Source organism: Sphingopyxis sp. 2PD (assembly GCF_005503695.1).
In the GTDB taxonomy this organism is placed as follows: Bacteria; Pseudomonadota; Alphaproteobacteria; order Sphingomonadales; family Sphingomonadaceae; genus Sphingopyxis.
On record NZ_SCMU01000002.1, the window covers coordinates 339,301 to 363,091 of the forward strand.

The following is a 23,791-nucleotide window of genomic DNA, read 5'->3' on the forward strand; positions in this document are numbered from 1 at the left end:
TGTAGACTGGAGCCGCGGTGCCATTCTTTATCAGATCAACACGCGGCAGTTCACGCGCGAAAGAACGTTTCGAGCCGCCGAGACGCAGTTGCCCCGCCCTAAAAAGCTCGGCGTCGATATCATCTGGCTGATGCCGATCCATCCGATCGGCGAGAAGAACCGCAAGGGCAGCCTCGGCTCGCCTTATTCGGTGAAGGACTATTATGGCGTCACGCGCGGATGAACCTAAGGGCATAGACATCGAGCATCGTCGGGTCGAGCGGGCGAATTGCGCTGCCGCCTGGAGAACGTTGATGCAGCACAGCGACGATGATCGGCGCCGCCAGAATGATTGCCGCCCCCAGCATTTGTCCAGACTGCATTTGGCTCGTCTCGGGATGCTTCAGCTGCGCGATGTCCGGCGCCTTCCAGTTAAAGGTTGGAGCCGGCTGCTCGGCGGCGGATGGGACGGCGCAGGCGCAAGCCGTGACGGCCGAGAGGGAGGCAAGGCGGGCGGCACGGACCCAAACGGGAGATCATCGGGCGACCCCTCCGGTGAGCGGGGTGACCCGCGTCATTGCGGCGGCCGCCAGCAGCAAGGTGCCCGACGCGAACGCCATCGTGTAGATCGGGGCGCCGGGAAAGAAGGCGGCCATGATCGACCCCATGATCGTGGCGACAAGCAGCTGCGGAACGACCACGAAGATATTGAAGAGGCCCATGTAGATGCCGAGCTTTCCCTGCGGCAGGCTGGAGGCGAGGATCGCGTAAGGCATCGCGAGAACCGAAGCCCAGAAGATGCCGATGAGGACCTCGCTCGCAACAAGATGCGTGGGGTCGCGCAGCAGGAAAAAGCTGCCATAGCCGAGCGCACCGCAGACAAGGCCGGCGATGTGCGTGCGGGCCTGCCCGATGCGCCTGGATAACCAGGGCAGGAGAGTGAGCGCGGCGACGGCGGCCACACCGTTATAGATAGCGAAGAGCGTGCCGACCCAGTTGGCGGCGGTCTGATAGGCGGCGCTCGCCGCATCGGTCGTCCCGAAATGATATTGGGCGACGATGGGCGTGGTGTTGATCCACATGATGAACAGCGCCGACCAGCTGAAGAACTGGACGAGGGCGAGCCGCTTCATGATTGGCGGCATACCGGAGAAATCGCCGACGATGCTCGACAGCATGTTGGTCTCGTTGCCACGGCGCGCGAGGGCGATGGCGATGAGGCTTGCAAGGCCGTAGGCAATCAGCAGCGCGCCGAGGAGAAGAACCTCGCGGAGCAGCGAATATTCCTGCCGGATGGCCATTACGCCGAGACCGGCTACGATCCAGGCGGAGCAACCGGCATAGCTTCGCGACGCAAGCGCGCGAACCGCGGGCTGGGTCTCCGCTTCGGCGGGGCCGAATCCCGCCATCTCGACCGGATCATATTCGCGGGTCGTCACCACCGTCCACAAGACCGAGAGGAAGAGGGCAAGGCCGCCGAACCAGAAAGCGTAGCGGACGGTGTCGGGAATCTCGCCGGGCGGCGCGACATTGGCGACCCCCAGCAGGTCCATGAACGACGGAAAGAGCGAGCCGACGACCGCGCCCGCGCCAATAAAGGCCGTCTGGACCGCATAGCCCGCACTATGCTGGTCCTTCCGCAGCATGTCGCCGACAAAGGCGCGAAAGGGCTCCATCGAGATATTGAGCGAGGCGTCGAGGAGCCAGAGCGTCGTCGCCGCGAACCAGATCGCCGGGCTTTGCGGCATCACGAACAGCGCGATCGCGGCGAGAATGGCGCCGGCAAGAAAATAAGGCCGACGGCGGCCGAGCCGCCCCAGCCAGGTCCGGTCGCTCATATGGCCGATCACCGGCTGGATCAGCAGGCCCGTCAGCGGTGCGGCGACCCAGAGGCCGGGCAGTTTCTCGATGTCTTCGCCAAGCGATTGGAAAATCCGGCTCATATTGGCGTTCTGGAGCGCGAAGCCGATCTGGATGCCGAAAAAGCCGAAGCTGATGTTCCACAGTCCGGCGCGACTTTGCCGCGGCTTTTCCATCACGTCTCTCCCCATCGGCCGCATGGCGCGCGGCTCTTTAGCCGCGCGATCTTGCAGCAGCGCCCGGCAAGAGCAAGCGGCGGGCGGGGCGATCGGGTCAAGGTATACGAATACTTAGCCGATCAGGGCGATGTGCTTTGCCTGCGGATCAGCCGCGTCGGCAAGATGCATCGCCCTGCGGGCCGACCGTCGATGCGGCCGAGCAGCGCATCGACGAGCAATTCCCCGGCACCCTTCAAGTCCTGCATCACCGTTGTCAGCGTCGGCGACGTCAGGCTGGCCGCGGGGATGTCGTCGAACCCGATCAACGCGACGTCGCGCGGCAGTGCCAAGCCGGCTTCGACGAGCGCGCGCATGGCCCCGATCGCGATCAGGTCGCTGGCGGCAAACAGGGCGTCGAACGGAATGCCCGTGGCGAGGAGCGCGCGCGCGGCTTCATAGCCCGATTGCTCGGAAGAAACGGCAGGCTGCTGCAGCCGCGGATCTGGCGTCAGGCCCGCGGCCGTCATCGCCCGGCAAAGGCCCGCATAGCGATCCTGAAACTCTGGCGCGTGGTTGGATGCGTCGCCCAAGAAGGCGATGGATTTGCGACCTATCTCGATGAAATGCTCGCCTGCCTGAACGCCGGCACCGATATTGTCCGACCCGACCGTCAATCCGATATTGTCGTCGGCGACCGATCCCCAGCGGACAAACTTCGTGTCCATCTCCACCAGATGCTCGAGCTTGGCCCGATAAAGCTGATAGTCGCCATAGCCGAGCAGGATGATGCCGTCAGACCGGTGGCTGTCCTGATAGTCGACGTGCCAGTCGTTATTCATTTGCTGGAAGCTTATCAGAAGATCATAGCCGCGCAGGGCGCACTGCCGGGTTATCGAGCCGAGCATCGAAAGAAAGAAGGGGTTGATCATCGACTCGTCTGGGGTCGGATCCTCGAAGAAGAGGAGCGCGAGCGTGTGGGCGCGCTGCGAGCGGAGGCTCGATGCATTCTTGTCGACGGTATAGTTGAGCTCGCGCGCAATCCGCTCGATGTTGGCGCGGGTGGCGGCACTCACCGATTTGCTGCCGCGCAGCGCGCGCGAGACGGTCGGCTGCGACACGCCGGCCAGATAAGCGATATCGAAACTCGTAGGCTTGGCCGTTGGCGGTCGCCCCATATCCTTCTCCCGGTTCGGTCGGCTTCAGGCCGGCCCGTCCTTGCGTCGAGACTAGCGAGCGCCGGCCGTACTGCCAATGGGTCGAGCCCATCGCGCTGTGACATTTACGCGACAGCGGCTGACGGGCGACGATATGCGTATACGTATACCCTATGGTCGCGCGGCCGATTTGGTCTCAATTGCTGGACCGACGATGGGAACACCCACGCGATGACGAGGATGCCGTGCGGCGCGATCTGCCGCTCCCGAGCCGTTGCGCGAACGACCCCCCATCGCAGCAGGGGAGCCTTTATGCGTAATTCTATCAGCCTCCGCCGCGGCGCCAGCACCGTAGCGCTCGGCTTTGCCTTGACCGCCATGCTTTCGGGCACCGCGATGGCGCAGGACGGCGCCGCCGCGCCCGCCGACGAGGCCGCGTCCGACAGCGACATCGTCGTCACCGGCTACAGCGCCAGCCTCCAGAGCGCCGTCAACGCGAAGAAGAATCGCGACCAGGTGGTCGAATCCATCTCGGCCGAGGATATCGGCAAGCTACCCGACGCGTCGATCGCCGAATCGATCGCGCGCCTGCCCGGCCTGACCTCGCAGCGTGTCTCGGGCCGTTCGAACTCGATTTCGATCCGCGGCTTTGCGCCGGACTTCTCGACGACCTTGCTCAACGGCCGCGAGCAAACCTCGACCGGCGACAATCGGGCGGTCGAGTATGACCAATATCCGTCCGAGGTCGTGAACCAGGTCCTCGTTTACAAGACGCCGATGGCCTCGATCGTCGGACAGGGGCTTTCGGGCACCGTCGACCTGCGCACCATTCGCCCGCTCGACTATGGCAAGCGGGCGATCTCGGTCGGGGTTCGCGGCACATGGGCCGACCTCGGCAAGCTGAACGCGGGTTCGAAGAAATACGGCTACCGTGTGAACGGCGTCTTCGTCGACCAGTTCGCCAACGACACGCTCGGCGTGGCGCTTTCGGCATCCTATGTCGACGAGCCCTACCAGATTCAGGAATTCAACGCCTGGGGTTATGCCGGCGGAGGCACCGCGGCGAGCCCGGTGGTGATCGGCGGCTCCAAAAGCTATGCGACCTCGACCCAGCTCACGCGCCTTGGCCTCCAAGGAACGGTGCAATGGCGGCCCACCCCCAATTTCACCTCGACGTTCGACGCCTTCTACTCGGACTTCAAGGATGACCAGATCAAGCGCGGCATCGAGCTTCCGCTCGGCTTCGACGTCAACAATGATCCCGCCAGCCCCAACGCCACCAAGCTGACGATCACCGATATCGATTCGAGCGGTCAGTTCGTGTTTGCGCGCGCCGGCCGCTTCTCGAACGTCGAGGGCGTCGTGCGCAACGACGTGTTCGAGCGCAATGCAAAGCTCTACAGCTTCGGTTGGAACAACCGCTGGGAAGGCGACGACGGCTGGAATGTCACGGCCGACATCAGCATGTCGAAAACCGACCGCAACGAGCTGATCTTCGAAAGCAATGCCGGCACCGGGCGCGGCGCCGACGTCGGCGCGACCGACACGATCGGTTTCACCAGCGACCGCAACGGGACCATCTTCAGCCCCACCCTCAACTATGGCGACTATAACCTGATCCAGCTGACCAGCCCCCTGGGTTGGGGCGGGGATCAGACGGGCGTCGATGGCGCGCGGATCCGCGGCGGCCAGGACGGCTATTACAACAACCGCATCATCAAGGACGAGCTCTGGCAGTACCGTGTCGAAGTCGAACGCGAGCTTGAGGGCTTCCTCCGCTCGGTGCAATTCGGCGTGAACTATACAGACCGCTCGAAAAGCCTTGTTCCCGACGAGGCGTTCGTGGGTCTGGTCGCGAATACCGACGGTCTGACGAGCGTGACGATTCCCGAGCAATATCGTCTTGGGACGACGAATCTCGCCTACCTCGGGCTCGGGCCCGTCGTCAGCTACGATCCGCGCGAGTTGCTCGCCGGCGGCCTCTACCAGCTCGTGCCGAACCCTTATGGCGACGTGGTGGTGAAGGCCTATGACGTCAGCGAGAAGGTGATGACGACCTATCTCCAGGCGAACATAGACCAAGAACTGGGTTCGTCGGTGCTTACCGGCAACGTCGGTGTACAGGCGATCTTTACGGATCAGAATTCGAACGGCGCCACCGCATCTTTCGCCGGCACCAATCCCAACGGTTCACCCAATATCGTCGGGATCCCGCGGCGCGAGAGCACCGATTATGTCGATGTGCTGCCCAGCCTCAATCTCTCGCTTCGCACCGCGAGTGACTTCGTGATCCGCGCCAGCGTCGCGCGTGAGATTATTCGCCCGCGCCTGGACGACTTGCGTGCGACGCTCAGCTACGGGACGACGATCGGCGACCCGGGCGGCATGGTCTGCCCAACGGGGCGCACCTGCGCCGTCGTTCGCGGCGGTTCGGGCAACCCCGACCTGCGACCGTGGCGCGCCAACGCGGCCGACCTCACCTTCGAGAAATATTTCGGGTCGAAGGGCTATCTTGCCGTCCAGCTCTTCTACAAGGATCTCAAGAGCTACATCTACAATCAGGACATCGCGTTCGACTTCACCGGCTATCCGATCCAGGCGCCGGGGAACGACGGCAACGGGCTGCCGATCATCGTCAATTACATGGGCACGATCAACGCGCCCATCAACGGCAAGGGCGGCAAACTTTACGGTGTCGAACTTGCCGGCACCTTGCCGTTCGGCGAGATCGTATCGGCGCTCGACGGGTTCGGTGTGACCGGCGGCGCCTCCTACACCAAGACCAAGATCGCGCCCACGCCCGGCGCGCCTGCGGAGGATATCCCGGGCTATTCGAAGTGGGTCGCGAACGGTACGGCCTATTTCGAGAAATGGGGATTCAACTCGCGCGTCAGCGCCCGCTACCGCTCGAGCTTCATCGGCGAGGTGTCGGGCTTCGGTGGCGCTCGCGTGCGGCGCCGCGCCCGGCCCGAGACGATTATCGACGCACAGATCGGCTATGACTTCCAGCCGGGCAGTGCGCTCGAGGGCCTCTCGATCTTCGTCCAGGGCCAGAATCTTACCGACGAGCCGTTCGTCACCGATGATCCGCGCGATAGCCGGGCGGTTATCGACTATCAGACATATGGCCGCCGGTTCCTCGCGGGCGCCTCGTTCAAATTCTGAACCCTCCCTGGGTGGGAGCGGCAGGGTCGCGCCGCTCCCATCATTTTGTTGCGCCGCCGGGGCGGCGCTGGTCAAAGGATCGCCATGCGGTTGATGATCATCGGGGGCGGGACGGCAGGCTGGATGGCGGCCGCCTGCCTGCGGCGGTTCCTGCCGCGCGACTGGTCGGTGCGGCTGGTCGAGTCCGATGAAATCGGAACGGTCGGCGTCGGCGAGGCGACGATCCCCCAAATCCGGCTTTTCAACGATGCGCTCGGCATCGACGAAGATGAATTTCTGGCGGCGACGCAGGGAACGATCAAGCTCGGGATCGAGTTTCGCGACTGGACGCGCGTCGGCCATCGCTACATGCACGCTTTCGGGGCGATAGGCCGCGGTCTGGGGCTGGTCGATTTCCACCATTATTGGCTGCGCGCGCGCGCCGCGGGACTGGCCGAAAGTCTGGACCATTATTCGCTGAACGAGCGGGCGGCGCGCGCGCGCCGGATGCAGCGGGGCGCGCCCCGCACATCGCGCTACCTCCTCGAAATGCCCTATGCCTACCACTTCGATGCAGCGCTGTACGCGGCCTTCCTCAGGCGCCGCGCCGAGGCGGGCGGCGTCGAGCGCATCGAAGGCAGGATCGGCGAGGTGCGCCTTGATCCGCAGCGCGGCGACGTCGCCGGCGTGACGCTGGACGACGGACGGCGGTTCGACGGCGATTTCTTTATCGACTGCTCTGGCTTTCGCGGATTGCTGATCGAGGGCGCGCTGGCGAGCGGGTACGAAGATTGGTCGCGCTGGCTGCTTAACGATCGCGCTGTGGCGGTGCCCTGCGCCCACGGTACGGTGCCGCAGCTTCCGTGGACCGGCGCCACGGCACGCGATGCCGGCTGGCAATGGCGCATTCCGCTCCAGCACCGCATCGGCAACGGCTATGTCTATTGCTCGGCGCATATCGGCGACGATGCTGCCCTGGATACGCTGCTCTCCAATCTCGACGGCGCGGCGCAGGCGGAGCCCAACCAGCTGCGTTTCGTCAGCGGCAAGCGACGGCGGATGTGGAACCGCAATGTCGTGGCGCTCGGCCTTGCGAGCGGTTTCATGGAACCGCTGGAATCGACGAGCATCCACCTTGTTCAGGCTGGAATTTCGCGGCTCGTCAAAATGCTCCCGTCAGGCGCCGCCGACCCTGCGGTCGCCGCGGAATTCAATCGGCAGAGCGACTTCGAATGGGAGCGTATCCGCGATTTCATCATTCTTCATTTCAAGGCGACCGAGCGGCGGGACACGCCCTATTGGCGGGACCGGGCGGAAATGGACGTTCCCGACACCCTTGCAGCCAAAATCGACCTCTTCCGCGCGCAAGGCCTGATCTTCCGCGAACATGAAGAGCTTTTCACCGAATCGGGATGGCTGCAGGTGCTGGTCGGACAAGCGGTCGAGCCCCTGCGCTGGCATCCGCTTGCCGACAGTCTCGAACCGGCCGAGCTAGCGCAATTTATAGCCGGCATCTCGCTGACGATCGAGCGCGAAGTCGCGCAGATGGAAAATTACGACGCCTTCCTTGCCGCGGCGCGTCCCGCAGGAGTTGCTGCATGATCCGTTGGTTCGTTCCGCTCGCGATGCTTGTCGCTTCGCTTCCCGCACCGGCGGCTGCGGAAGATGCGCGCTCGCGTCCCGTCTCCGACGACATCATCTATTTCGTGCTGCCCGACCGTTTCGAAAATGGCGACCGGTCGAACGATCGCGGCGGGCTGAAAGGCGATCGTCTTGCGACCGGTTATGATCCGACCGCGAAGGGATTTTATCATGGCGGTGATCTTGCCGGGCTTACGCGACGGCTCGATTATATCGAGGGTCTCGGCGCCACCGCGATCTGGTTCGCGCCGATTTTCCGCAACAAGCCGGTGCAGGGACCGAAAGGCGACGAAAGCGCTGGTTATCATGGCTATTGGGTCACCGATTTCACGAGCGTAGACCCGCATTTCGGCTCCAATGCCGAGTTCAAAGCCTTCGTCGACGCCGCTCATGCGCGCGGGATGAAGGTCTATATGGACATTATCACCAACCACACGGCCGATGTTATCCAGTATCGCGATGGCGATGCGTCGAGCTATCGTTACCGCAGCCTCGCCGACTATCCCTTTGCGCGGCGTGGAGGGGTCGACGGACCGGCGATTAATCCCGGTTTCGCAGGTGACCGCGATCCGAGCCCCGATAACTGGTCGAAGCTCGTGGACCCCTCTTTCGCCTATCAGCCGTTCGTCCCGAAGGGCGAGGAACACAGCAAGGCCCCCGCGTGGCTCAACGATCCGGTCTATTATCATAATCGTGGCAACAGCGACTGGGTCGGCGAGTCCGCCCTCTACGGTGATTTTGCAGGACTCGACGATCTGGCGACCGAGAATCCCGAAGTCATTAAGGGCTTTATCGAAATATACGGACGGTGGATCGACGAGTTCGGCATCGACGGCTTTCGCATCGATACCGCCAAGCATGTGAACCCGGAATTCTGGCAAGCCTTCGTCCCCGCGATGCAGGCGCGTGCGCGGGCCCGCGGAATTCCCAATTTCCATATCTTCGGGGAAATTTACATCGACGCGCTCGATCCCGGTGCGCTGGCGGCCTATACGCATTCCGCCGGACTTCCCGCGGTGCTCGATTTCGCCTTCGCCCGGGCCGCGATCGACGCGGCGAGCGGAACGAAGGGGACCGACCAATTTGCCCGCCTGTTCGACGGCGACATCCTCTACAAGGGCGGCGCGCGCGCCGCGCTGACATTGCCGACCTTCCTCGGCAATCATGACATGGGCCGTGTCGCGACCTTCGTGAAACAGGCGAACCCCGAAGCGGACGAGGCAGAGCTTCTGGCCCGCGTCAAGCTCGCGCACAGCATGCTACTCACCCTGCGTGGCATCCCCACCATCTACTATGGCGACGAGCAGGGCTTCCTGTCGGACGGCAACGACCAGCTCGCGCGCGAAGACATGTTCGCCTCGAAAGTCGCCGTCTACAACGATAATGATCTCGTCGGCAGCAACGCCACGACCGCGACCGCGAACTTCGACGCCAGCCATCCGCTGTATCGCCATATCGCGACGCTCAGTGCTATTCGCCGGCACACACCGGCGCTCATGCGCGGATCCACGACGGTGCGGGCCTTCTCGGACAAGGGCGGTCTGTTAGCCGTGTCGCGCTTCGATCCCGACACCGGCCGCGAGGTCGTGCTCGCCTTCAATACGTCTACAACGCAATTGTCCGCTAACATCGCGGTCGATATGAAAAGCCGGGCCTTCGAGGCGCTTTCAGGCAATTGTCCGGCAGCCTCCGCCGCGCCCGGCACCCTTGCCATCACCGTCCCGGCCTTCGGCACCTTGATCTGCCAGGCCGGCGAATAGGCGAAAACAACAGTGACGATAAACCAGCCCCTCGCAAAAGACCCGCATAGCTGTACCGAAGCCTCTCCGCCTTGGTGGAAGGGTGCCGTCATATATCAGGTCTATCCGCGTAGCTTCGCCGATTCGAACGGCGACGGGGTTGGGGACCTTGCCGGCATTACTGCCCGGCTCGACTATATCGCGTCCCTCGGTGTCGATGCGATCTGGCTTTCTCCCTTCTACCCTTCGCCGATGGACGACTTCGGATATGATATTTCCGACTATCGCGGCGTCGATCCGATTTTCGGGACTCTCGACGATTTCGATGCACTCATCGCCCGCGCGCACGCGCTTGGTCTGAAGGTAACCACCGACCTGGTTTTTGCCCACACGTCGGATCGCCATGCCTGGTTCGCCGAAAGCCGCACGAGCCGCGAGAATTCGAAGGCCGACTGGTATGTTTGGGCGGACGCGCGGCCCGACGGTACGCCGCCGACCAATTGGCAGTCGGTGTTCGGGGGCCCCGCCTGGACGTGGGACGCGCGCCGCGGCCAATATTATCTCCATAATTTCCTAGGCTCGCAGCCGCAGCTCAACGGGCATAACCCCGACGTGCAACAGGCCCTGCTCGACGTCGTGCAATTCTGGCTCGACCGGGGGGTCGACGGCTTTCGTATCGACGCGATCAATTTCGCGATGCACGATCCCGAACTTCGCGACAATCCGCCGGCGGCGCCCTCGAACAAGGTCCGGACGCGGCCCTTCGATTTCCAGCAAAAAATCTACAACCAGTCGCACCCCGACATCCCGTTGTTTCTCGAACGGATTCGGGCGCTTACCGATCGCTATGCCGACAGGTTCACTGTTGCGGAGGTCGGCGGCGACGACGCGGTGCGCGAGATGCGGCAGTTTACCGCCGGCGGGCACCGGCTCAACAGCGCCTATGGCTTCGATTTCCTCTATGCGGACCAGCTGACCCCGAAGCTCGTTCGCGAGGCGGCGGAGCAATGGCCCGATGCGCCCGGGACCGGCTGGCCAAGCTGGGCCTTCGAAAATCACGATGCGCCGCGAGCTCTCTCCCGCTGGACTCCGCCCGGCGCCGACCGCGCGGCCTATGCACGAATGAAGATGGCGCTGCTTTGTGCGCTGCGCGGCAACATCATCATTTACAACGGCGAGGAATTGGGACTGGACCAGGTCGACATACCTTTCGAACTGATCAAGGATCCCGAGGCTCTCAAGAATTGGCCGCTTACCTTGTCGCGCGACGGCGCGCGCACGCCGCTCCCGTGGGAGGGCGGCACGGCCCATGCGGGCTTTTCCAGCGCTGAGCCTTGGTTGCCGCTGGGCGCGGCACATGCGGCGCTCGCGGTCGACCGGCAAGAGGATGATCCGGCCTCGCTGCTGCATCTGACGCGTCGACTTGTGGCGCTGCGCGCCGGGTACCCGGCCCTCCGCGCGGGCGATAACCGGAACTGGATAACCGAGGGCGATCTGCTCGCCTTTGACCGAATTGCCAGGGACGATCACCTTCGCTGCCTCTTCAATCTTGGAAATGGAACAATCGACATTTCCGGGCACGCGGGTGTCGGCACGCCGGTCGTGGCGCTCAACGGAGCCACCATCGATTGTCTGCCGCCCTGCGGCGCGCTCTGGCTGAACGTCCAAGGAGATATGTGATGCGCCGTCTGGCTCTGGCCGCCTTTGTTTCGTTCGCCCCGGTTCCCCTCCTCGCCCAGCCGGCGCCGGCGACGCAAACCGCCACCTCGCCCGACGGCAGCATCGTTCTGACGGTGTCCACCGACGGCGACCAGCGACCGACATGGTCGCTGTCGCGGCGGGGCAAGCTGCTCATCGCGCCCTCGAAACTCGGGTTCATCCTGACGGACGGCATCGGATTGCAACGCGGCTTCTCGATCGTCGACAGCGAGCGCAAGCGTTCCGATACGCGTTGGGAGCAACCGTGGGGCGAACGCCGCTTCATCCGCGATGTGCACAACGAACTGCTGGTCCGGTTCCGGCAAGAAGAGAGCTGGGGCGGCCACGCGATGAACCTTCGCTTCCGGCTTTTCGACGACGGCATCGGCTTCCGCTACGAGTTGCCCGAACAACCCGGCTTCAAGACAGCGCATATCGCCGACGAATTCACCGAGTTCGACATCGTACCCCAAGGGACGGCCTGGTGGATTACCGGCGGCGAATGGAACCGCTATGAGCAGGTCTACCAGAAAACGCCGATCGACGCCGTCGCCACGGCGCACACGCCGTTGACCATGCGCCTCGACGACGGGACGCATCTCGCCTTTCACGAGGCCGCGCTGGTCGACTATGCGGGCATGTGGCTCAAGCGCGCTGAAGGGCAGAAGTTTCGCGCCACCCTGTCGCCGTCGTCGCGCGGACCGCGCGTCACGCGCGATCTGCCCTTCGCGACGCCATGGCGGACGATCAGGATCGCGGATTCGGCGGCGGGTCTCGTCGAAAACGACCTCGAACTCAACCTGAACGAGCCGAACAAGCTCGGGGACGTCAGTTGGGTGAAGCCGATGAAATATGTCGGAATCTGGTGGGGCATGATCCGTGGGGACTGGAGCTGGGCCGAGGGGCCGAAGCATGGTGCGACGACCCAGAGAACCAAGGACTATATCGATTTTGCCGCGAAACACGGGTTCGGCGGGGTTCTGGTGGAAGGCTGGAACAAGGGCTGGGACGGAAACTGGTTCGGCCATGGCGACAAATTCAGCTTTACCCAGCCGACCGCGGATTTCGACCTCGCGGCGGTGACCGATTATGCGAAGCGCAAGGGCGTGACGCTGATCGGTCATCACGAGACGGGCGGAAACATAGCCGTTTATGAGGCGCAGCTCGAAGATGCGATGAGGCTGTATGGAAGGCTTGGCGTCAAAGCCGTCAAGACCGGTTATGTTGCCGACGCGGGCGGGATCATCGCACCCGGCGATGCGCCTGGCGAAACCCGCATGGAGTGGCACGACGGCCAGCGGCAGGTCGAACATCATCTCAAGGTCGTCGAGACGGCGGCCCGGTACAAGATCGCGGTCAACCCTCACGAACCCGTGAAGGACACCGGCCTTCGCCGCACGTACCCGAACTGGGTCGCGCGCGAAGGTGCGCGAGGCATGGAATATAACGCCTGGGGCGCCTTCGCCAACGGCCCCGATCACGAGCCGACGCTGGTGTACACGCGCATGCTATCCGGACCGATGGATTTCACCCCCGGCGTGCTCAGCCTCGAGGGCGCAAACAAGGCGCCGCTGGCCTCGACGCTTGCGAAGCAGCTTGGGCTCTACCTTGCGATATATTCTCCCATCCAGATGGCCGCGGACTTCATCGAAAACCTCGAGGCGCATCCGCGCGAACTCGACTTCATTTCCAAAGTCCCTGCCGATTGGTCCGAGAGCAAATTGATTGCCGGAGAAGTCGGCGACTATGCGATCTTTGCCCGCAAGGACCGCGCAAGCGCCGACTGGTATGTCGGCGGCGTCAACGATGCGACCGAGCGGACGCTGTCGCTGCGGTTCGACTTCCTCGATCCCGGCAAGACCTATACGGCAACCATCTACAAGGATGGCGAAGGCGCAACCTATCTCACCGACGCCCGGCACCGCATCGCCTATGACAATATCCGGGTGAAAAAGGGCGACACGTACCGCCTGTGGCTCGCTCCGGGCGGGGGAGCGGCCATGCGCCTGCATCCCGGACGATGACGATCCGGCGGCACCTGGTGGCGGCGCTGATGGCGCTGTGGGCGCTGCTCGCCCTGCCTGCCGAAGCCGCCGATCGCGGCCGTCTTCTCCAATATGATCATGTCTTCGCTGCCGGATTGCCCGAGCAACGCCTGACGATCTGGCTGCCGCCCGGCTACGACAAGGGCGTCCGTCGCTATCCGGTCGTCTATATGCACGATGGCCATAATCTCTTCGATCGGGCGTCGTCGAACTTCGGGAAGATATGGGAGGCTGAGCGCCGCACGGACTGACGGGCAGGCGCTCGCGAATTGCCGAGATTATCGGGCAGCATGCCCAGGCCGTTTTGGGGAGATATAGATATGGCGATTGTGCCGCAGGATAGCGCGATGGATGCGGGCCGAGGAACCGAGCCGGGCGGCCATGTCGATGCCCCCGAGCTGCGCCTGTTCGTGATGGGCCTGTTTTTCATCTTCGGTGGCATCACGTCGCTGAACGATGTGCTGATCCCCAAACTCAAAGAGCTGTTCACGCTCAACTATACGCAGGCGATGTTGGTGCAGTTCTGCTTCTTCACCGCCTATCTGCTGATCGGCATCCCGGGCGCCAAGCTGGTCAAAAGGATCGGCTATATGCGCGGCGCGGTGGCGGGACTGGTGACGATGATGGTCGGCTGCCTGCTCTTCATCCCGGCATCGCAGACCGCGACCTATGGGCTGTTTCTCTTTGCGCTGTTCGTCCTCGCCAGCGGGGTGGTGATCGTGCAGGTCGTCGCCAACCCGCTGATCTCGCTGCTGGGCAAGCCCCAGACCGCGCATAGCCGCCTGACCTTTGCGCAGGCGTTCAACTCGCTCGGCACCACCATCTTCCCGCTCGTCGGGGCGGGACTGATCCTCGGCTCGCTCAAGGATGTGTCGGCGGAGGATCTGTCGGGGGCAGCGCTGGATGCCTATCGCGTCGCCGAGAGCGAGGCGATTGTTCACGGCTACCTCGGGATCGCGGCGGCGCTCGCGGTCGTTGCGGTGGCGGTGTGGATGTTCCGGGGGCGGCTCAAGGACGAGAAGCATGAGGCCAGCAGTGGCTTTGCGGGCCTCGATCTTCTCAAGCGTCCACGCTTCAGCTTCGGGGCGCTGTGCATCTTCCTCTATGTCGGTGCCGAGGTGTCGATCGGCTCGCTGGTTATCAACTATCTCGCGCTCGAACGCGTGCTCGGCCAGCCCGAGTCCGCTATCGGCTGGATGATCGCGCTCTATTGGGGCGGCGCGATGCTCGGGCGCTTCATCGGCTCGTGGATCATGTATCTCGGCGTCAGCCCCGGCAAATTGCTCGCGGCGGTGGCGGTTGGCGCCATCACGCTGATCCTCGTCTCCGCCAGCAGCAGCGGGACCGTCGCGGCCTATTCGCTGCTCGCGATCGGCCTGACCAACGCGATCATGTTCCCGACGATCTTCAGCCTCGCGTCCGAAAAGCTTGGACCGCGCGCGGCGGACGGGTCGGGCATCATCAACATCGCGATCTTCGGCGGCGCCGTCGTCCCGCTCGCGACCGGCGCGCTCGCCGACCTGACCGGCAGTCTGGCGCTGGCGTTGTTGCTGCCCGCCCTTTGCTATGCAGTGATCGCATGCTTCGGCTATTATGCCCGGCGCCCGGCTGTATAACGCGGCGTCTTGCAATTGAGTTTGGCGTCGGGGACTGACCCGACACCGAAGAGGAGCACTATGACCGAGACCGTAGTCGCAGTCGATATCGGCGGCACCCATGCGCGCTTTGCGATCGCCGAAGTCGCGGGCGGCCGTGTCGTGTCGCTGGGCGAGGCAACGACGCTGCACACCGCCCATCACGCCAGCTTCCAGTCGGCGTGGGAAGCGTTCGCGCGCCGCGATGGCGGCGTGCCGCGCAGCGTCGCGATCGCGGTCGCGGGACCGGTGCGCGGCGAGGTGATCCGCTTTACCAACAACCCCTGGCTCATCCGCCCGGCGTTGATCGGCGAAAAGCTGCACGTCGACCGGCATGTGCTGGTCAATGATTTTGAGGCGGTGGGCCATGCGGTCGCGCAGGCCGACGAGGGCTATTTCGAGCGGCTGAGCGGTCCCGACGAACCGCTGCCGGCAACGGGCACGATCAGCATCATTGGTCCCGGTACCGGGCTGGGAGTGGCGCATATCTGGCGCGACGGCAGTGATTATCGGGTGCAAGCGACCGAAGGTGGCCATATCGATTTTGCACCGCTCGATAGTATTGAGGACGCAATACTTGCGCGGCTGCGCGAGCGCCATCGCCGCGTGTCAATCGAACGCATCGTTTCCGGTCCCGGCATCGTCGACATCTATGAAACGCTGGCGGCACTCGAAGGGCGCCCGGTTGCGTCGCTCGACGACCGGACGATCTGGACGATGGCAATGAGTGGTGAGGACAGCCTCGCCGCCGCCGCGGCCGACCGCTTCTGCCTGTCGCTCGGCAGCGTCGCGGGCGATCTGGCGCTGGCGCAAGGCGCGAGCGGGGTGGTCATCGCGGGCGGGCTAGGGCTACGCATCCGCGACAGCCTCGTCCGCTCGGGCTTTCCCGAACGCTTCGTCGCCAAAGGCCGGTTCGAAAATCTGATGTCGGCGCTTCCCGTGAAGCTGATCACCCATCCGCAACCGGGCCTGTTCGGCGCCGCAGCGGCCTTCGCGCGGCAGTTTTGCTAAAACCTAAGAGCTGATCAGTAACACTTAATAGCGCCGTCAATCCCAGTCTCCGGTCCATAGGTTGGGGTACGTCAGCTTTCGCCATTTTGCGGATGGGACCTGACGGTCCGCCACTTGCAGGTTCAGCGATAGCCTGCGCTCCCAGCGAATTTAATGATCCGCGAAACTGCAGCGCATGCTCGCACATCATTTCCTAACGGCGTGGCGCAATGCCGGCGGTCAATAGATCAACCATCGTCGCCGAGATGGCCTCCGCGGTAAGGGGGCCGTCGGGACGATGCCAGCGCGCTGGCCAGTTGAGGGCGCCGGCAAGCGTAAATGCCAACAGCTTTACATCCGTAGGTTCTATGGAACCATCAGCGACTGCTTCTTCAATCAAACCGCGCATCCTTGTCGCCTTTGTCGAAGCAAATGGCATACGGCCGCTGATCGACAGCAGTTTTGGGCTGGACCGGCTAGGCGACGCGTTTCGGTATCAGTTGTCGGGGGGGCATATTGGAAAGATAGTAATCGATTTGTCAGGCCGGTAGCCCTGGTGTTTAGTGCTTTGCATCACTCAGCATCATCCAAGTGAAAAACCAAATCATCATCTAAGTCGGTTTCGACGCTCTCGATGATGCGATCGGCTATGCCACGAAAGCTGAGCGCCCAATGCCCGATCACATCGCCGAGCCGGCGACCGATAACGTTGGTGCGAATTGTTTCGGGGAGCGTAGTCTGCGTAACAATGACGCTGTCATTCTCGATAAGCAGCCCTGCGAAGCAGAGAGTTTCATCAACGCTCAGCCCCATAGGCAGCGAGGTTAGCGCTGTGCAGTCGTGGAGCAAGAGCGAGCCACCTACGCGCATCCCATTCGGCAACGCGGTGATAGCAGTGCACCTTCTCATTACGTTGCGAGGATATGACCCCGAACACCGTGATTACGGCAAGGTCCGCCAGAACTGGCTGCGGACGGACAACTCTCGCAAACGCCTGGCCGAGCGTTGGTGGGATCGGACCGGGATCGTCCCGCCGGAATATGTCATGGCGGCGACGGCCCAAAAATCTCGCTGAGAACCTGCCGGCACCGAGTGCCGACATCGCTCGGTGCCGAAAACCCTGCATATCGCTTGACCGTTTCGGACGCTTCGGAAGGGTCGGTCAGCGATGCCTGCAGGCCAAAGGGGAGAGGAGTTGAGCGGAGAGGAGAGGGTGATCTTAAGGTCGGAGGAGAAAAGAAATGTTTAGCGTTGAATCGATGGTTGTGGTCGTTGCCGTATATGCCACGGTCATTTTTGTGCGTGAAATGCCGCGCCTGTTCGCATGGCTGACCCTCTCGCTAACTGGCATTCCGAGGTCGTTGCAGCCTTCCCCGAGATCGGCCGGCTGACGACCCCTTGGCGCTGGTCGAACGCTGGCGCGGACGATCTGGGGCAATGGCTGCTCGGTGCCCGAGAGGCGCTGTCGAAAGGCTTGTCGATCGACCTTCGATCATGCCCGAACCGGATATTCTGGCACCCAATCGGAGCGGACACCAATGCGACGATCACCGAACAGGTCCGCGTCCAGTTCGACATCTCGCGCAATAGCCCGAACGAGAGCATCCTTATCGTCGGCGATCCTATTCGAGCGGGATCGCGGCACGATTATGCAAGTCGCGCAGCCGGCGTGAGCGTCGTCGAACCCGTGGACTTTCGGGATATTGTGAACGCCGCCGAGAATATGGATGGCCTCGGCGGCAACGCACTGTTGCAAGCCTGCATCGCGTTCCTGATTCAGGTCATGACGAATGTATATGGTGATCGGCTGCAACAAAGGATTCAGTCGATACAAGCTGATCGAAATCGGACGCCGCCGACTCCGCAGGAGTTGGCCGCCATCGCGCTGTTTAATCAAGGAGGCTATCCGCAGGCGATCGAATTTCTGAAGAGCATGGCTGCGGATCGCGAGCGCCGGATCTATAGGCACAGCGCGTTCAACATAATGATTGAGGCACTGACGATTGCTTCAGGAGGAAGCACCGATCTCCGCTCTGCAATCGCCCTTCTTCGAGAACGGAATCGACAGGCGGGACGCATCGTGCCGTCCAAGGCGGTCGGTTCCACTCTGCTTCTGAAGGGTCTTGAGGCGCAACATGTCGTCATACTCGACGCAGATCAGCCCGGGTCGGCAATGTCCCGGCAGCATCTCTATGTCGCTTTGACGCGCGGGGCCCGATCGATTCACATTTTTTCGCGCCGCCCTACATTGCCCGGATAGACAGGCATTGAAGAGTCGATGCGGAAACAAGTGAGGGATTTAAGAATGACTTGGCCTGCAGCGATTACGTTGGCGATCGCCGTTCTAGGTGCTGCGCTCGGGATTTTGAACACCTGGAACAGCATTAACGACAGGCGGGTGCGGATCCGTGTTGTGCCCAAGTGGAGCATTGCGCCGGGCTTCAGCGGAATGGCGATCGAAGTCGTCAATCTGAGTGCCTTTCCCATAACCATTTCGGAGATCGGATTTACGATCGGACGCAGTCGCGGGACATTGCCCCGGCGAGCGCCGATATCAGCCCAGATGTTCGTCGACGGAACGGCCCTGCCTATCAAGCTCGATCGACACGCCTCGTTCAGCGGTACATTTCACACAAGTGTCTTAGAAAACTTCGATATCAGAAAGGCCTACTGCCCCTCGTCCGCCATAATATAATCGGGATCCTGCCGGTCAGTTTGCCGGATGGTTTCTACGAGCGACATGCTCGTCTTGAAACTGAGGGCCGCCGCAAGCGCCTCGGACAAATGCGAGGACTTGTCCTTTGGGAAACGGTGACGGAGCGTTTGCTTGACGCTGTAGACTGCCTCTTCGGTGAGCGGAATCGCCGCCATGGATCAATCCTTCCAACTGGTCGATGGCCACAGTTTAAGCATCGACCTCAATGTGAAGGTCGATCCGGTACCCAGAAACAGTCCGCTTTAACTCTATGGCAGGTCGGGCGGGACGGCCTGCGATGTTTTTCGCTCAGCATCCGATGATTCGTCAAGGCCCCAGTTAAGTCGAAGGTAGTTTCAAATCGGCAGCAGTGATCGAGCGGTTATGTTATCGCGCAAGCTCCTAACGGTAGGGCTCAACTTAAAGGGTATACCCGTTTCTGAAAACTGAACCACAGCTCGCCAGGGTCTCGATGGACCGAAGCATGGTGAGCCTCGATTCGCGCGAGTGTTTCGGGAGAAAATTCATCGTCGAGATCGCTTCCCGCCAACTTTTTGCGATAGGCGATCCATTCGGCGGGGCTCATGTCTTGTGCGGTGGATCGATGGTCTCCCGCTTGATCCGCGACGGCGTCGTCGAGATCCTTGAGAAAGAAAGCGACATCCATACCGCCGCTCGCAAACCCGTTAGCCGATCGGGCGGTGAGGAGGCGGTCGACCAGGACGCGTGCCTCGTCGGAGGTGAAGGATCCTGCGACACCGTTTGCGAGCGTGGCGCGAAACTGATCGCACTTCTGCTCAAATTCACCATTGGCTATCGCCAGCTTGCGTTCTGCATCACGGGGATCGGCGGTGCCGAGGCTCACCTTGTAGAGTTGGCCGCAAGCGAATGCGCTTTGCAACGGCAGCGGAATGCGGCGGCGGAGGTAAAAAATGCCGCTTCGAGGATCGCGCCAGAGTCCCTTCGGATTCATGATTGTTCGTCCTTTGTGTACTCATTTGGTGTACCCACCGAGTCACTAACGAACAGAAAACCGAGACTTCTGCGCCTTTCCGGCAATTTGGTGACCCCTACGGGACTCGAACCCGTGTTTTCGCCGTGAAAGGGCGACGTCCTAGACCGCTAGACGAAGGGGCCGTCATTCGGTGAAGCGGCGCATTAGACGCGCATCTCCATGCGGTCAAGCATGGTGGTGCGGTTTTTGTGCATTGCCGCGTCAGTCGGCCCAGGCGGCGTCCTCCAGGTGCAGCTCGGCGGCGGGGCGGCTGCCCCAATCGTCGCGTTTGGCGCGGCCCGCGAGCCATAGTTTGCGGCCGCCGCGGGCGTGGAGCAAGGTCTGGCCAAGCTCGGTTTCGGCGCTGCGGAACGCGACCGCCTTAAACCGCGCGCCGTCGTCGCCCGCGACGATCAGGCGGACATGGTCGGTGCCGACGATCCCCGCTTCGACGATTCGCACCGGTCCGGTCGCGACGCGCGGCGCGGGCCAGCCGGCGCCATAAGGCCCGGCGCTCTCGATCGCCTCGCACCAGAGCGGCGAGATGCCGCGCGGCGCGAGCACCGCGTCGATCAACAGCGCCTTGTCGCCGCTCGCGCGCTCGACATCGGCGGCGAGGCGGTCGTTGAGGAAGGCACCGAGCGCATCGACCTTGTCGGCGGCAACCGTCAGCCCGGCGGCCATCGCATGCCCGCCGCCCGCGACGAGCAGCCCGGTCTCCTTGGCGGCGAGAATCGCGGCGCCGAGATCGACGCCGCCGATCGAGCGCCCCGATCCCTTGCCGATGCCCTCCTCGTCGAGTGCGATGACGATCGCGGGGCGGTGCAGCCGCTCCTTCAGCCGCCCGGCGACGATGCCGATCACCCCGGGGTGCCAGCCCTGCCCGGCGACGATCGCAACCGGCGCGTTGCCGCATGCGGCGCTGGCGGTCAGCGCTTCTTCGAGCACCCCCGCCTCGATCGCGCGGCGCTCCTCGTTGAGCCGGTTGAGCTCCTGCGCGATCTCGGCTGCTTCGTGCGGGTCCGACGTTGTGAGCAGGCGCACGCCAAGGTCGGACTTGCCGACGCGCCCGCCCGCGTTGATACGCGGCCCCAGCGCAAAGCCCATGTCGCTCGCGGTGGGCGGCTTGGTCAGCCGCGCGGCGTCCATCAGCGCCGCCAGCCCGGTGTTGCCGCGCCGCGCCATCACCTTCAGCCCCTGCGTCACCAGCGCGCGGTTGAAGCCGGTGAGCCGCGCGACATCGGCGACGGTGCCGAGCGCGACAAGGTCGAGCAGGTCGATCAGCGCCGGTTCGTCGCGGGTAGCGAAGAAGCCGCGCGCGCGCAGCGTGCGGAGCAGCGCGGCGCCGAGCAGGAAAGCGACGCCGACGGCGGCCAGATTGCCGTGGATCGCCGCGTCAGCCGCTTCGTCGAGCCGGTTGGGGTTCACCAGCGCCAGCGCCGCGGGCAGCGTCGTCGCGCACTGGTGATGGTCGACGACGATCACCTCGACCCCCGCCGCATTGGCCTCCTTGATCGCGTCGAACGCCTGCGCGCCGCAATCGACGGTGACGACCAGCTTCGACCCCGCTTCGCCGATCTTGACCAGCGCCGCGCCCGACGGGCCATAGCCCTCCATCAACCGGTCGGGGATATAAGCGCCCGCCGGCAGCCCGAGCCCGCGCAGCAGCCGCACGAGCAGCGCCGCCGAGGTCGCGCCGTCGACATCATAATCGCCAAAGATCGTCACCGCCTCGCCGGCTTCGACTGCATCGGCGAGCCGCGCGGCGGCGGCGTCCATGTCGCGGAACAGCGACGGGTCGGGCATGAAGCCGCGCAAGGTCGGGCTGCGCTGGCGATCGAGATCGTCGCGCGCGACGCCGCGTGCCAGCAGCAGCTGGGTCACCAGATCGTCGGGGGCGAGATTTTCGGTTCCCATGTCGGCGCTGGCGCGCCGCCAACGCCACGGCTGGCCCAGGATCGAACGCGTGATGCCGAGCGCCGTCTGGCTCATGCCCGCGCCCGCGCGGTCAGAATGCGGTCGCGCAGGTCGCGCGCGGTCGCCAGTGGGATTGCCGGAATTTCGTGCGTGGCCAGCGCGCTGCCGCCGGGCACCCCGAACACCAAGGTCGCGAGGCCGAGCGGACGCTGGATGAAATCGCTCTTCAGGTCGACGCTCTGCACCGATGCATGCGGCAACAGGGTCAGCTTGGGTTTCCAGAAACCGCGGCGGATCGCGACCTGCTCGCCGAGGTCGGTCCAGCGGTGAAAGCGGACGCCGAATAGCGACGCGGCGGCGATCAGCCCGCCGACGACCGGCCCGAACCAGCCGAGCGCCTGCCCGAACGCCACCACGACCAGTCCGCCAGTGGTCGCCCCCAGCGCCCCGACCAGCCCGCCGAGCGCGATGATATGGTGGCTTTGCTGCCACGCCGCATCCGCGCCCGGGCGTGCGATCGCGACTTCGGCGAGCACCGGGTCGATCGCATCGAGCCGCGCGAACGGCACGACCTGATGGTCGCGTTCCTTCTCGCCGTCGCTCGCCAGGCTTTGCAGCCGCAGTTCGTGCCAGCCGAAGCGCTGGCGAAACCAGCCGGTGATCAGGATCGCCGCCTGCACGCGCTTCACCGGCACCGCGACGTCGGTGCGCGTCGTCAGCCCGCGGGTGCGGCGCAGCGTCCGCGGCTCGCGGGTCAGGCGGAAACCCCAGTTCGCGAAAAACATCGTCGCGATTCCGCTCGCAAAGCCAATGAACAGCAGCGAGATGCCCGCGCCGACCCCCGCGATCCAGCGGTGCGCAATCACCCACTGGTCGAGCCCATATTGCCCGGCCAGGTCGATCCAGTCGCGCGGGTTGAAGACGTTGAAGTCGAAGGGCAGCAGATCGTCGAAAAACTGCATCGCCGCGCCGACCACCGCCAGCGCGGCGAGCGAGAAGTTGAACAGCCCCGCGACCAGCAGCTGGCGCGGCGACATCGCGAACAGCAGCCGGTCGTCGCTCGCCGCGGCGGCGTCGGGCGTATCCGCGGCCGCGGGCGCCGCCACCTCGCCGCTACGGTGGGCGCGGATCGTCCTGCGCAGCGCCTGCGCGGCGTCGAGCCCGACCGCGTCGAGGCTCGCGTCATTCTCCTTGCCGCCCGCGCCGGTTTCGAACCCGACCCTTGCGATGCCCAGCGCGCGCGCCACCAGCCCCTGCTCGATGCTGACGTCCTGGATGCGGTCGAACGGGATGGTGCGGTGCTGGCGCGACAAAACCCCGCTTTCGATCACGACCTCATCGTCGCCGACGCGAAAGCGGAAGCGCAGCCACTGGAACCAAGCGGCGAGCAGCGAGATGAGCAGAAAGGCGAGGATCGCCGGGACGATATAGCCCCAATTGCCGGTGAAGCCGAGCGCGGCGACCGCGGGCAGGAACTGGAACGAGCGCGGCCCCAGCTTGACGATCGCCAGCGCCAGCGTCGCGGGGTGCAGTCGCTGCCAATCGGCTGCGTCGTCGGGAGGGGGGGCGGCCTGAACCGCGGCGGCGTCGGTCATGCGAAATCGGTCTGGATATGGCGGCGGATCGTCTCGCGCATCGCCGCGGCCAGGTCGGCGGGCAGGCCGGGCAGGGTGACCGTGCTGTTGTGCGTCCCCGATGTGTGGACGATCAGGTGCGACAGGCCAAAGGCGCGCTCGACGGGCCCCTGCCCGACGTCGATATGCTGGACGCGCACGAACGGGACGATCGTGTCGGTGCGGAACAGCCAGCCGCGCGCGACGCGCAGCTGCCCATCGCCGATCCTGTAGCCCCAGCGCGACACCCGCCGCGATGGAAAGGTCGCGATGACGGTAATCGCGACCAGCCACGCCAGCGCGGTGATCAGCCCATAGGGTCCCTCGATATGGCGGATCAGCAGCCAGTCGAACAGGCTCGCGCCGATCGCAAGCGGGATCAGGTTGAGCGCCGTCGCGACGCGCAGCACCTTGGCATAGGCGGGATCGACCGGATCGAGCCCCTCGGCGGCGTTCACCGCTTCGGGATCGAACGGATCGGTGGGGTGGGCGGCGGGGGTGTCGGTCATATGGCTGTGTTAGAGCATGAA

General features: G+C 63.9%; 22 protein-coding genes and 1 tRNA gene. 11 read left to right on the plus strand and 12 right to left on the minus strand.

Annotated elements, in window-relative coordinates:
• Positions 1-88: 88 nt before the first annotated feature.
• Entirely contained in the window at positions 89-223 is a 135-nt protein-coding gene (locus FFS18_RS17805) for a hypothetical protein (protein ID WP_269433233.1), read from the plus strand.
• Here FFS18_RS17805 and FFS18_RS17370 read toward each other — a convergent pair.
• The 3 genes from FFS18_RS17370 to FFS18_RS03420 all read right to left on the minus strand — a co-directional run bounded on the left by FFS18_RS17370 (position 210) and on the right by FFS18_RS03420 (position 3,172).
• A complete protein-coding gene (locus FFS18_RS17370) occupies positions 210-347 on the minus strand; it encodes a hypothetical protein (RefSeq protein WP_171005212.1) in 138 nt (45 codons plus the stop codon). The genes FFS18_RS17805 and FFS18_RS17370 overlap by 14 nt on opposite strands.
• A gap of 168 nt (positions 348-515) precedes the next feature.
• Complete coding sequence (locus tag FFS18_RS03415; protein WP_137869758.1) at positions 516-2,015, minus strand: MFS transporter; 1,500 nt, start codon at positions 2,013-2,015, stop codon at positions 516-518.
• Between the two features lie 122 nt (positions 2,016-2,137).
• A complete protein-coding gene (locus tag FFS18_RS03420) occupies positions 2,138-3,172 on the minus strand; it encodes a LacI family DNA-binding transcriptional regulator (RefSeq protein WP_058457385.1) in 1,035 nt (344 codons plus the stop codon).
• 291 nt (positions 3,173-3,463) lie between these two features.
• On the opposite strand from FFS18_RS03420, the gene FFS18_RS03425 reads away from it, so the two are divergent.
• The 8 genes from FFS18_RS03425 (at position 3,464) to FFS18_RS03460 (ending at position 16,063) form a co-directional block, all read left to right on the plus strand.
• A complete protein-coding gene (locus tag FFS18_RS03425; protein WP_137869759.1) occupies positions 3,464-6,316 on the plus strand; it encodes a TonB-dependent receptor in 2,853 nt (950 codons plus the stop codon).
• Between the two features lie 84 nt (positions 6,317-6,400).
• On the plus strand, positions 6,401-7,897 hold the full coding sequence (locus FFS18_RS03430) for a tryptophan halogenase family protein (RefSeq protein WP_137869760.1): 1,497 nt from the start codon (positions 6,401-6,403) through the stop codon (positions 7,895-7,897).
• Positions 7,894-9,696 carry an alpha-amylase family glycosyl hydrolase gene (locus FFS18_RS03435; protein ID WP_249340270.1) on the plus strand — a complete coding sequence of 601 codons (1,803 nt, stop codon included), beginning with the start codon at positions 7,894-7,896 and terminating at the stop codon, positions 9,694-9,696. The genes FFS18_RS03430 and FFS18_RS03435 overlap by 4 nt, the downstream gene beginning before the upstream one ends.
• 12 nt (positions 9,697-9,708) lie before the next feature.
• Positions 9,709-11,355, plus strand: coding sequence for an alpha-glucosidase (locus FFS18_RS03440; protein WP_137869761.1), 1,647 nt, complete (start codon positions 9,709-9,711; stop codon positions 11,353-11,355).
• Positions 11,355-13,397, plus strand: coding sequence for a glycoside hydrolase family 97 protein (locus FFS18_RS03445; protein WP_137869762.1), 2,043 nt, complete (start codon positions 11,355-11,357; stop codon positions 13,395-13,397). The genes FFS18_RS03440 and FFS18_RS03445 overlap by 1 nt, the downstream gene beginning before the upstream one ends.
• On the plus strand, positions 13,394-13,669 hold the full coding sequence (locus tag FFS18_RS03450) for a hypothetical protein (RefSeq protein ID WP_212743015.1): 276 nt from the start codon (positions 13,394-13,396) through the stop codon (positions 13,667-13,669). Before FFS18_RS03445 ends, FFS18_RS03450 begins: the two co-directional genes overlap by 4 nt.
• 69 nt (positions 13,670-13,738) lie before the next feature.
• Positions 13,739-15,034 (plus strand): sugar MFS transporter, encoded by a 1,296-nt coding sequence (locus FFS18_RS03455; RefSeq protein ID WP_137869763.1) that lies wholly within the window; start codon positions 13,739-13,741, stop codon positions 15,032-15,034.
• Between the two features lie 60 nt (positions 15,035-15,094).
• Positions 15,095-16,063: a glucokinase gene (locus FFS18_RS03460; RefSeq protein ID WP_137869764.1), complete on the plus strand. Its 969-nt coding sequence runs from the start codon at positions 15,095-15,097 to the stop codon at positions 16,061-16,063.
• A 193-nt stretch (positions 16,064-16,256) separates the two neighbouring features.
• Here FFS18_RS03460 and FFS18_RS17375 read toward each other — a convergent pair whose 3' ends face one another.
• Complete coding sequence (locus tag FFS18_RS17375) at positions 16,257-16,451, minus strand: TetR-type transcription factor C-terminal domain-containing protein (RefSeq protein WP_502704167.1); 195 nt, start codon at positions 16,449-16,451, stop codon at positions 16,257-16,259.
• Here FFS18_RS17375 and FFS18_RS17380 point away from each other — a divergent pair.
• A complete protein-coding gene (locus FFS18_RS17380) occupies positions 16,411-16,593 on the plus strand; it encodes a zinc-binding dehydrogenase (RefSeq protein ID WP_171005214.1) in 183 nt (60 codons plus the stop codon). The two genes, FFS18_RS17375 and FFS18_RS17380, sit on opposite strands and share 41 nt — an antisense overlap.
• Positions 16,594-16,615: 22 nt before the next feature.
• On the opposite strand, the gene FFS18_RS03470 is transcribed toward FFS18_RS17380, so the two are convergent.
• Complete coding sequence (locus FFS18_RS03470) at positions 16,616-16,855, minus strand: hypothetical protein (RefSeq protein WP_137869766.1); 240 nt, start codon at positions 16,853-16,855, stop codon at positions 16,616-16,618.
• A gap of 511 nt (positions 16,856-17,366) precedes the next feature.
• Here FFS18_RS03470 and FFS18_RS03480 point away from each other — a divergent pair.
• Complete coding sequence (locus FFS18_RS03480; RefSeq protein WP_137869767.1) at positions 17,367-18,302, plus strand: ATP-binding domain-containing protein; 936 nt, start codon at positions 17,367-17,369, stop codon at positions 18,300-18,302.
• Here the strand turns inward: FFS18_RS03480 and FFS18_RS03485 are convergent.
• The 7 genes from FFS18_RS03485 to FFS18_RS17670 all read right to left on the minus strand — a co-directional run bounded on the left by FFS18_RS03485 (position 18,266) and on the right by FFS18_RS17670 (position 23,770).
• Positions 18,266-18,511 carry a hypothetical protein gene (locus tag FFS18_RS03485; RefSeq protein ID WP_137869768.1) on the minus strand — a complete coding sequence of 82 codons (246 nt, stop codon included), beginning with the start codon at positions 18,509-18,511 and terminating at the stop codon, positions 18,266-18,268. The genes FFS18_RS03480 and FFS18_RS03485 overlap by 37 nt on opposite strands.
• Before the next feature lie 198 nt (positions 18,512-18,709).
• Positions 18,710-18,913: a hypothetical protein gene (locus FFS18_RS03490; protein ID WP_137869769.1), complete on the minus strand. Its 204-nt coding sequence runs from the start codon at positions 18,911-18,913 to the stop codon at positions 18,710-18,712.
• A gap of 239 nt (positions 18,914-19,152) precedes the next feature.
• Complete coding sequence (locus FFS18_RS03495; RefSeq protein WP_212743016.1) at positions 19,153-19,710, minus strand: DUF6538 domain-containing protein; 558 nt, start codon at positions 19,708-19,710, stop codon at positions 19,153-19,155.
• An 88-nt stretch (positions 19,711-19,798) separates the two neighbouring features.
• Positions 19,799-19,874: transfer RNA gene (locus tag FFS18_RS03500), tRNA-Glu, on the minus strand.
• 79 nt (positions 19,875-19,953) lie between these two features.
• Entirely contained in the window at positions 19,954-21,723 is a 1,770-nt protein-coding gene (gene recJ / locus FFS18_RS03505) for a single-stranded-DNA-specific exonuclease RecJ (RefSeq protein WP_137869770.1), read from the minus strand.
• Complete coding sequence (locus FFS18_RS03510) at positions 21,720-23,243, minus strand: PH domain-containing protein (RefSeq protein ID WP_249340271.1); 1,524 nt, start codon at positions 23,241-23,243, stop codon at positions 21,720-21,722. Before FFS18_RS03510 ends, recJ begins: the two co-directional genes overlap by 4 nt.
• Positions 23,240-23,770, minus strand: a complete 531-nt coding sequence (locus FFS18_RS17670) for a PH domain-containing protein (RefSeq protein WP_249340272.1) — start codon at positions 23,768-23,770, stop codon at positions 23,240-23,242. The genes FFS18_RS03510 and FFS18_RS17670 overlap by 4 nt, the downstream gene beginning before the upstream one ends.
• Between the last annotated feature and the right edge of the window lie 21 nt (positions 23,771-23,791).

What these genes read in the sequence shown, in the direction of transcription:
- FFS18_RS03415 (WP_137869758.1), bottom strand. Translation starts at nt 2,015, where the DNA reads ATGGAAAAGCCGCGGCAAAGTCGCGCCGGACTGTGGAACATCAGCTTC.
- FFS18_RS03430 (WP_137869760.1), top strand. Translation starts at nt 6,401, where the DNA reads ATGCGGTTGATGATCATCGGGGGCGGGACGGCAGGCTGGATGGCGGCC.
- FFS18_RS03460 (WP_137869764.1), top strand. Translation starts at nt 15,095, where the DNA reads ATGACCGAGACCGTAGTCGCAGTCGATATCGGCGGCACCCATGCGCGC.
- FFS18_RS03480 (WP_137869767.1), top strand. Translation starts at nt 17,367, where the DNA reads ATGGCTGACCCTCTCGCTAACTGGCATTCCGAGGTCGTTGCAGCCTTC.
- FFS18_RS17370 (WP_171005212.1), bottom strand. Translation starts at nt 347, where the DNA reads ATGCTGGGGGCGGCAATCATTCTGGCGGCGCCGATCATCGTCGCTGTG.
- FFS18_RS03470 (WP_137869766.1), bottom strand. Translation starts at nt 16,855, where the DNA reads ATGGGGCTGAGCGTTGATGAAACTCTCTGCTTCGCAGGGCTGCTTATC.
- FFS18_RS17375 (WP_502704167.1), bottom strand. Translation starts at nt 16,451, where the DNA reads ATGCGCGGTTTGATTGAAGAAGCAGTCGCTGATGGTTCCATAGAACCT.
- FFS18_RS17380 (WP_171005214.1), top strand. Translation starts at nt 16,411, where the DNA reads ATGGAACCATCAGCGACTGCTTCTTCAATCAAACCGCGCATCCTTGTC.
- FFS18_RS03425 (WP_137869759.1), top strand. Translation starts at nt 3,464, where the DNA reads ATGCGTAATTCTATCAGCCTCCGCCGCGGCGCCAGCACCGTAGCGCTC.
- recJ (WP_137869770.1), bottom strand. Translation starts at nt 21,723, where the DNA reads ATGAGCCAGACGGCGCTCGGCATCACGCGTTCGATCCTGGGCCAGCCG.
- FFS18_RS03490 (WP_137869769.1), bottom strand. Translation starts at nt 18,913, where the DNA reads ATGGCGGCGATTCCGCTCACCGAAGAGGCAGTCTACAGCGTCAAGCAA.
- FFS18_RS03450 (WP_212743015.1), top strand. Translation starts at nt 13,394, where the DNA reads ATGACGATCCGGCGGCACCTGGTGGCGGCGCTGATGGCGCTGTGGGCG.
- FFS18_RS03510 (WP_249340271.1), bottom strand. Translation starts at nt 23,243, where the DNA reads ATGACCGACGCCGCCGCGGTTCAGGCCGCCCCCCCTCCCGACGACGCA.
- FFS18_RS03495 (WP_212743016.1), bottom strand. Translation starts at nt 19,710, where the DNA reads ATGAATCCGAAGGGACTCTGGCGCGATCCTCGAAGCGGCATTTTTTAC.
- FFS18_RS03445 (WP_137869762.1), top strand. Translation starts at nt 11,355, where the DNA reads ATGCGCCGTCTGGCTCTGGCCGCCTTTGTTTCGTTCGCCCCGGTTCCC.
- FFS18_RS03455 (WP_137869763.1), top strand. Translation starts at nt 13,739, where the DNA reads ATGGCGATTGTGCCGCAGGATAGCGCGATGGATGCGGGCCGAGGAACC.
- FFS18_RS03435 (WP_249340270.1), top strand. Translation starts at nt 7,894, where the DNA reads ATGATCCGTTGGTTCGTTCCGCTCGCGATGCTTGTCGCTTCGCTTCCC.
- FFS18_RS17670 (WP_249340272.1), bottom strand. Translation starts at nt 23,770, where the DNA reads ATGACCGACACCCCCGCCGCCCACCCCACCGATCCGTTCGATCCCGAA.
- FFS18_RS03420 (WP_058457385.1), bottom strand. Translation starts at nt 3,172, where the DNA reads ATGGGGCGACCGCCAACGGCCAAGCCTACGAGTTTCGATATCGCTTAT.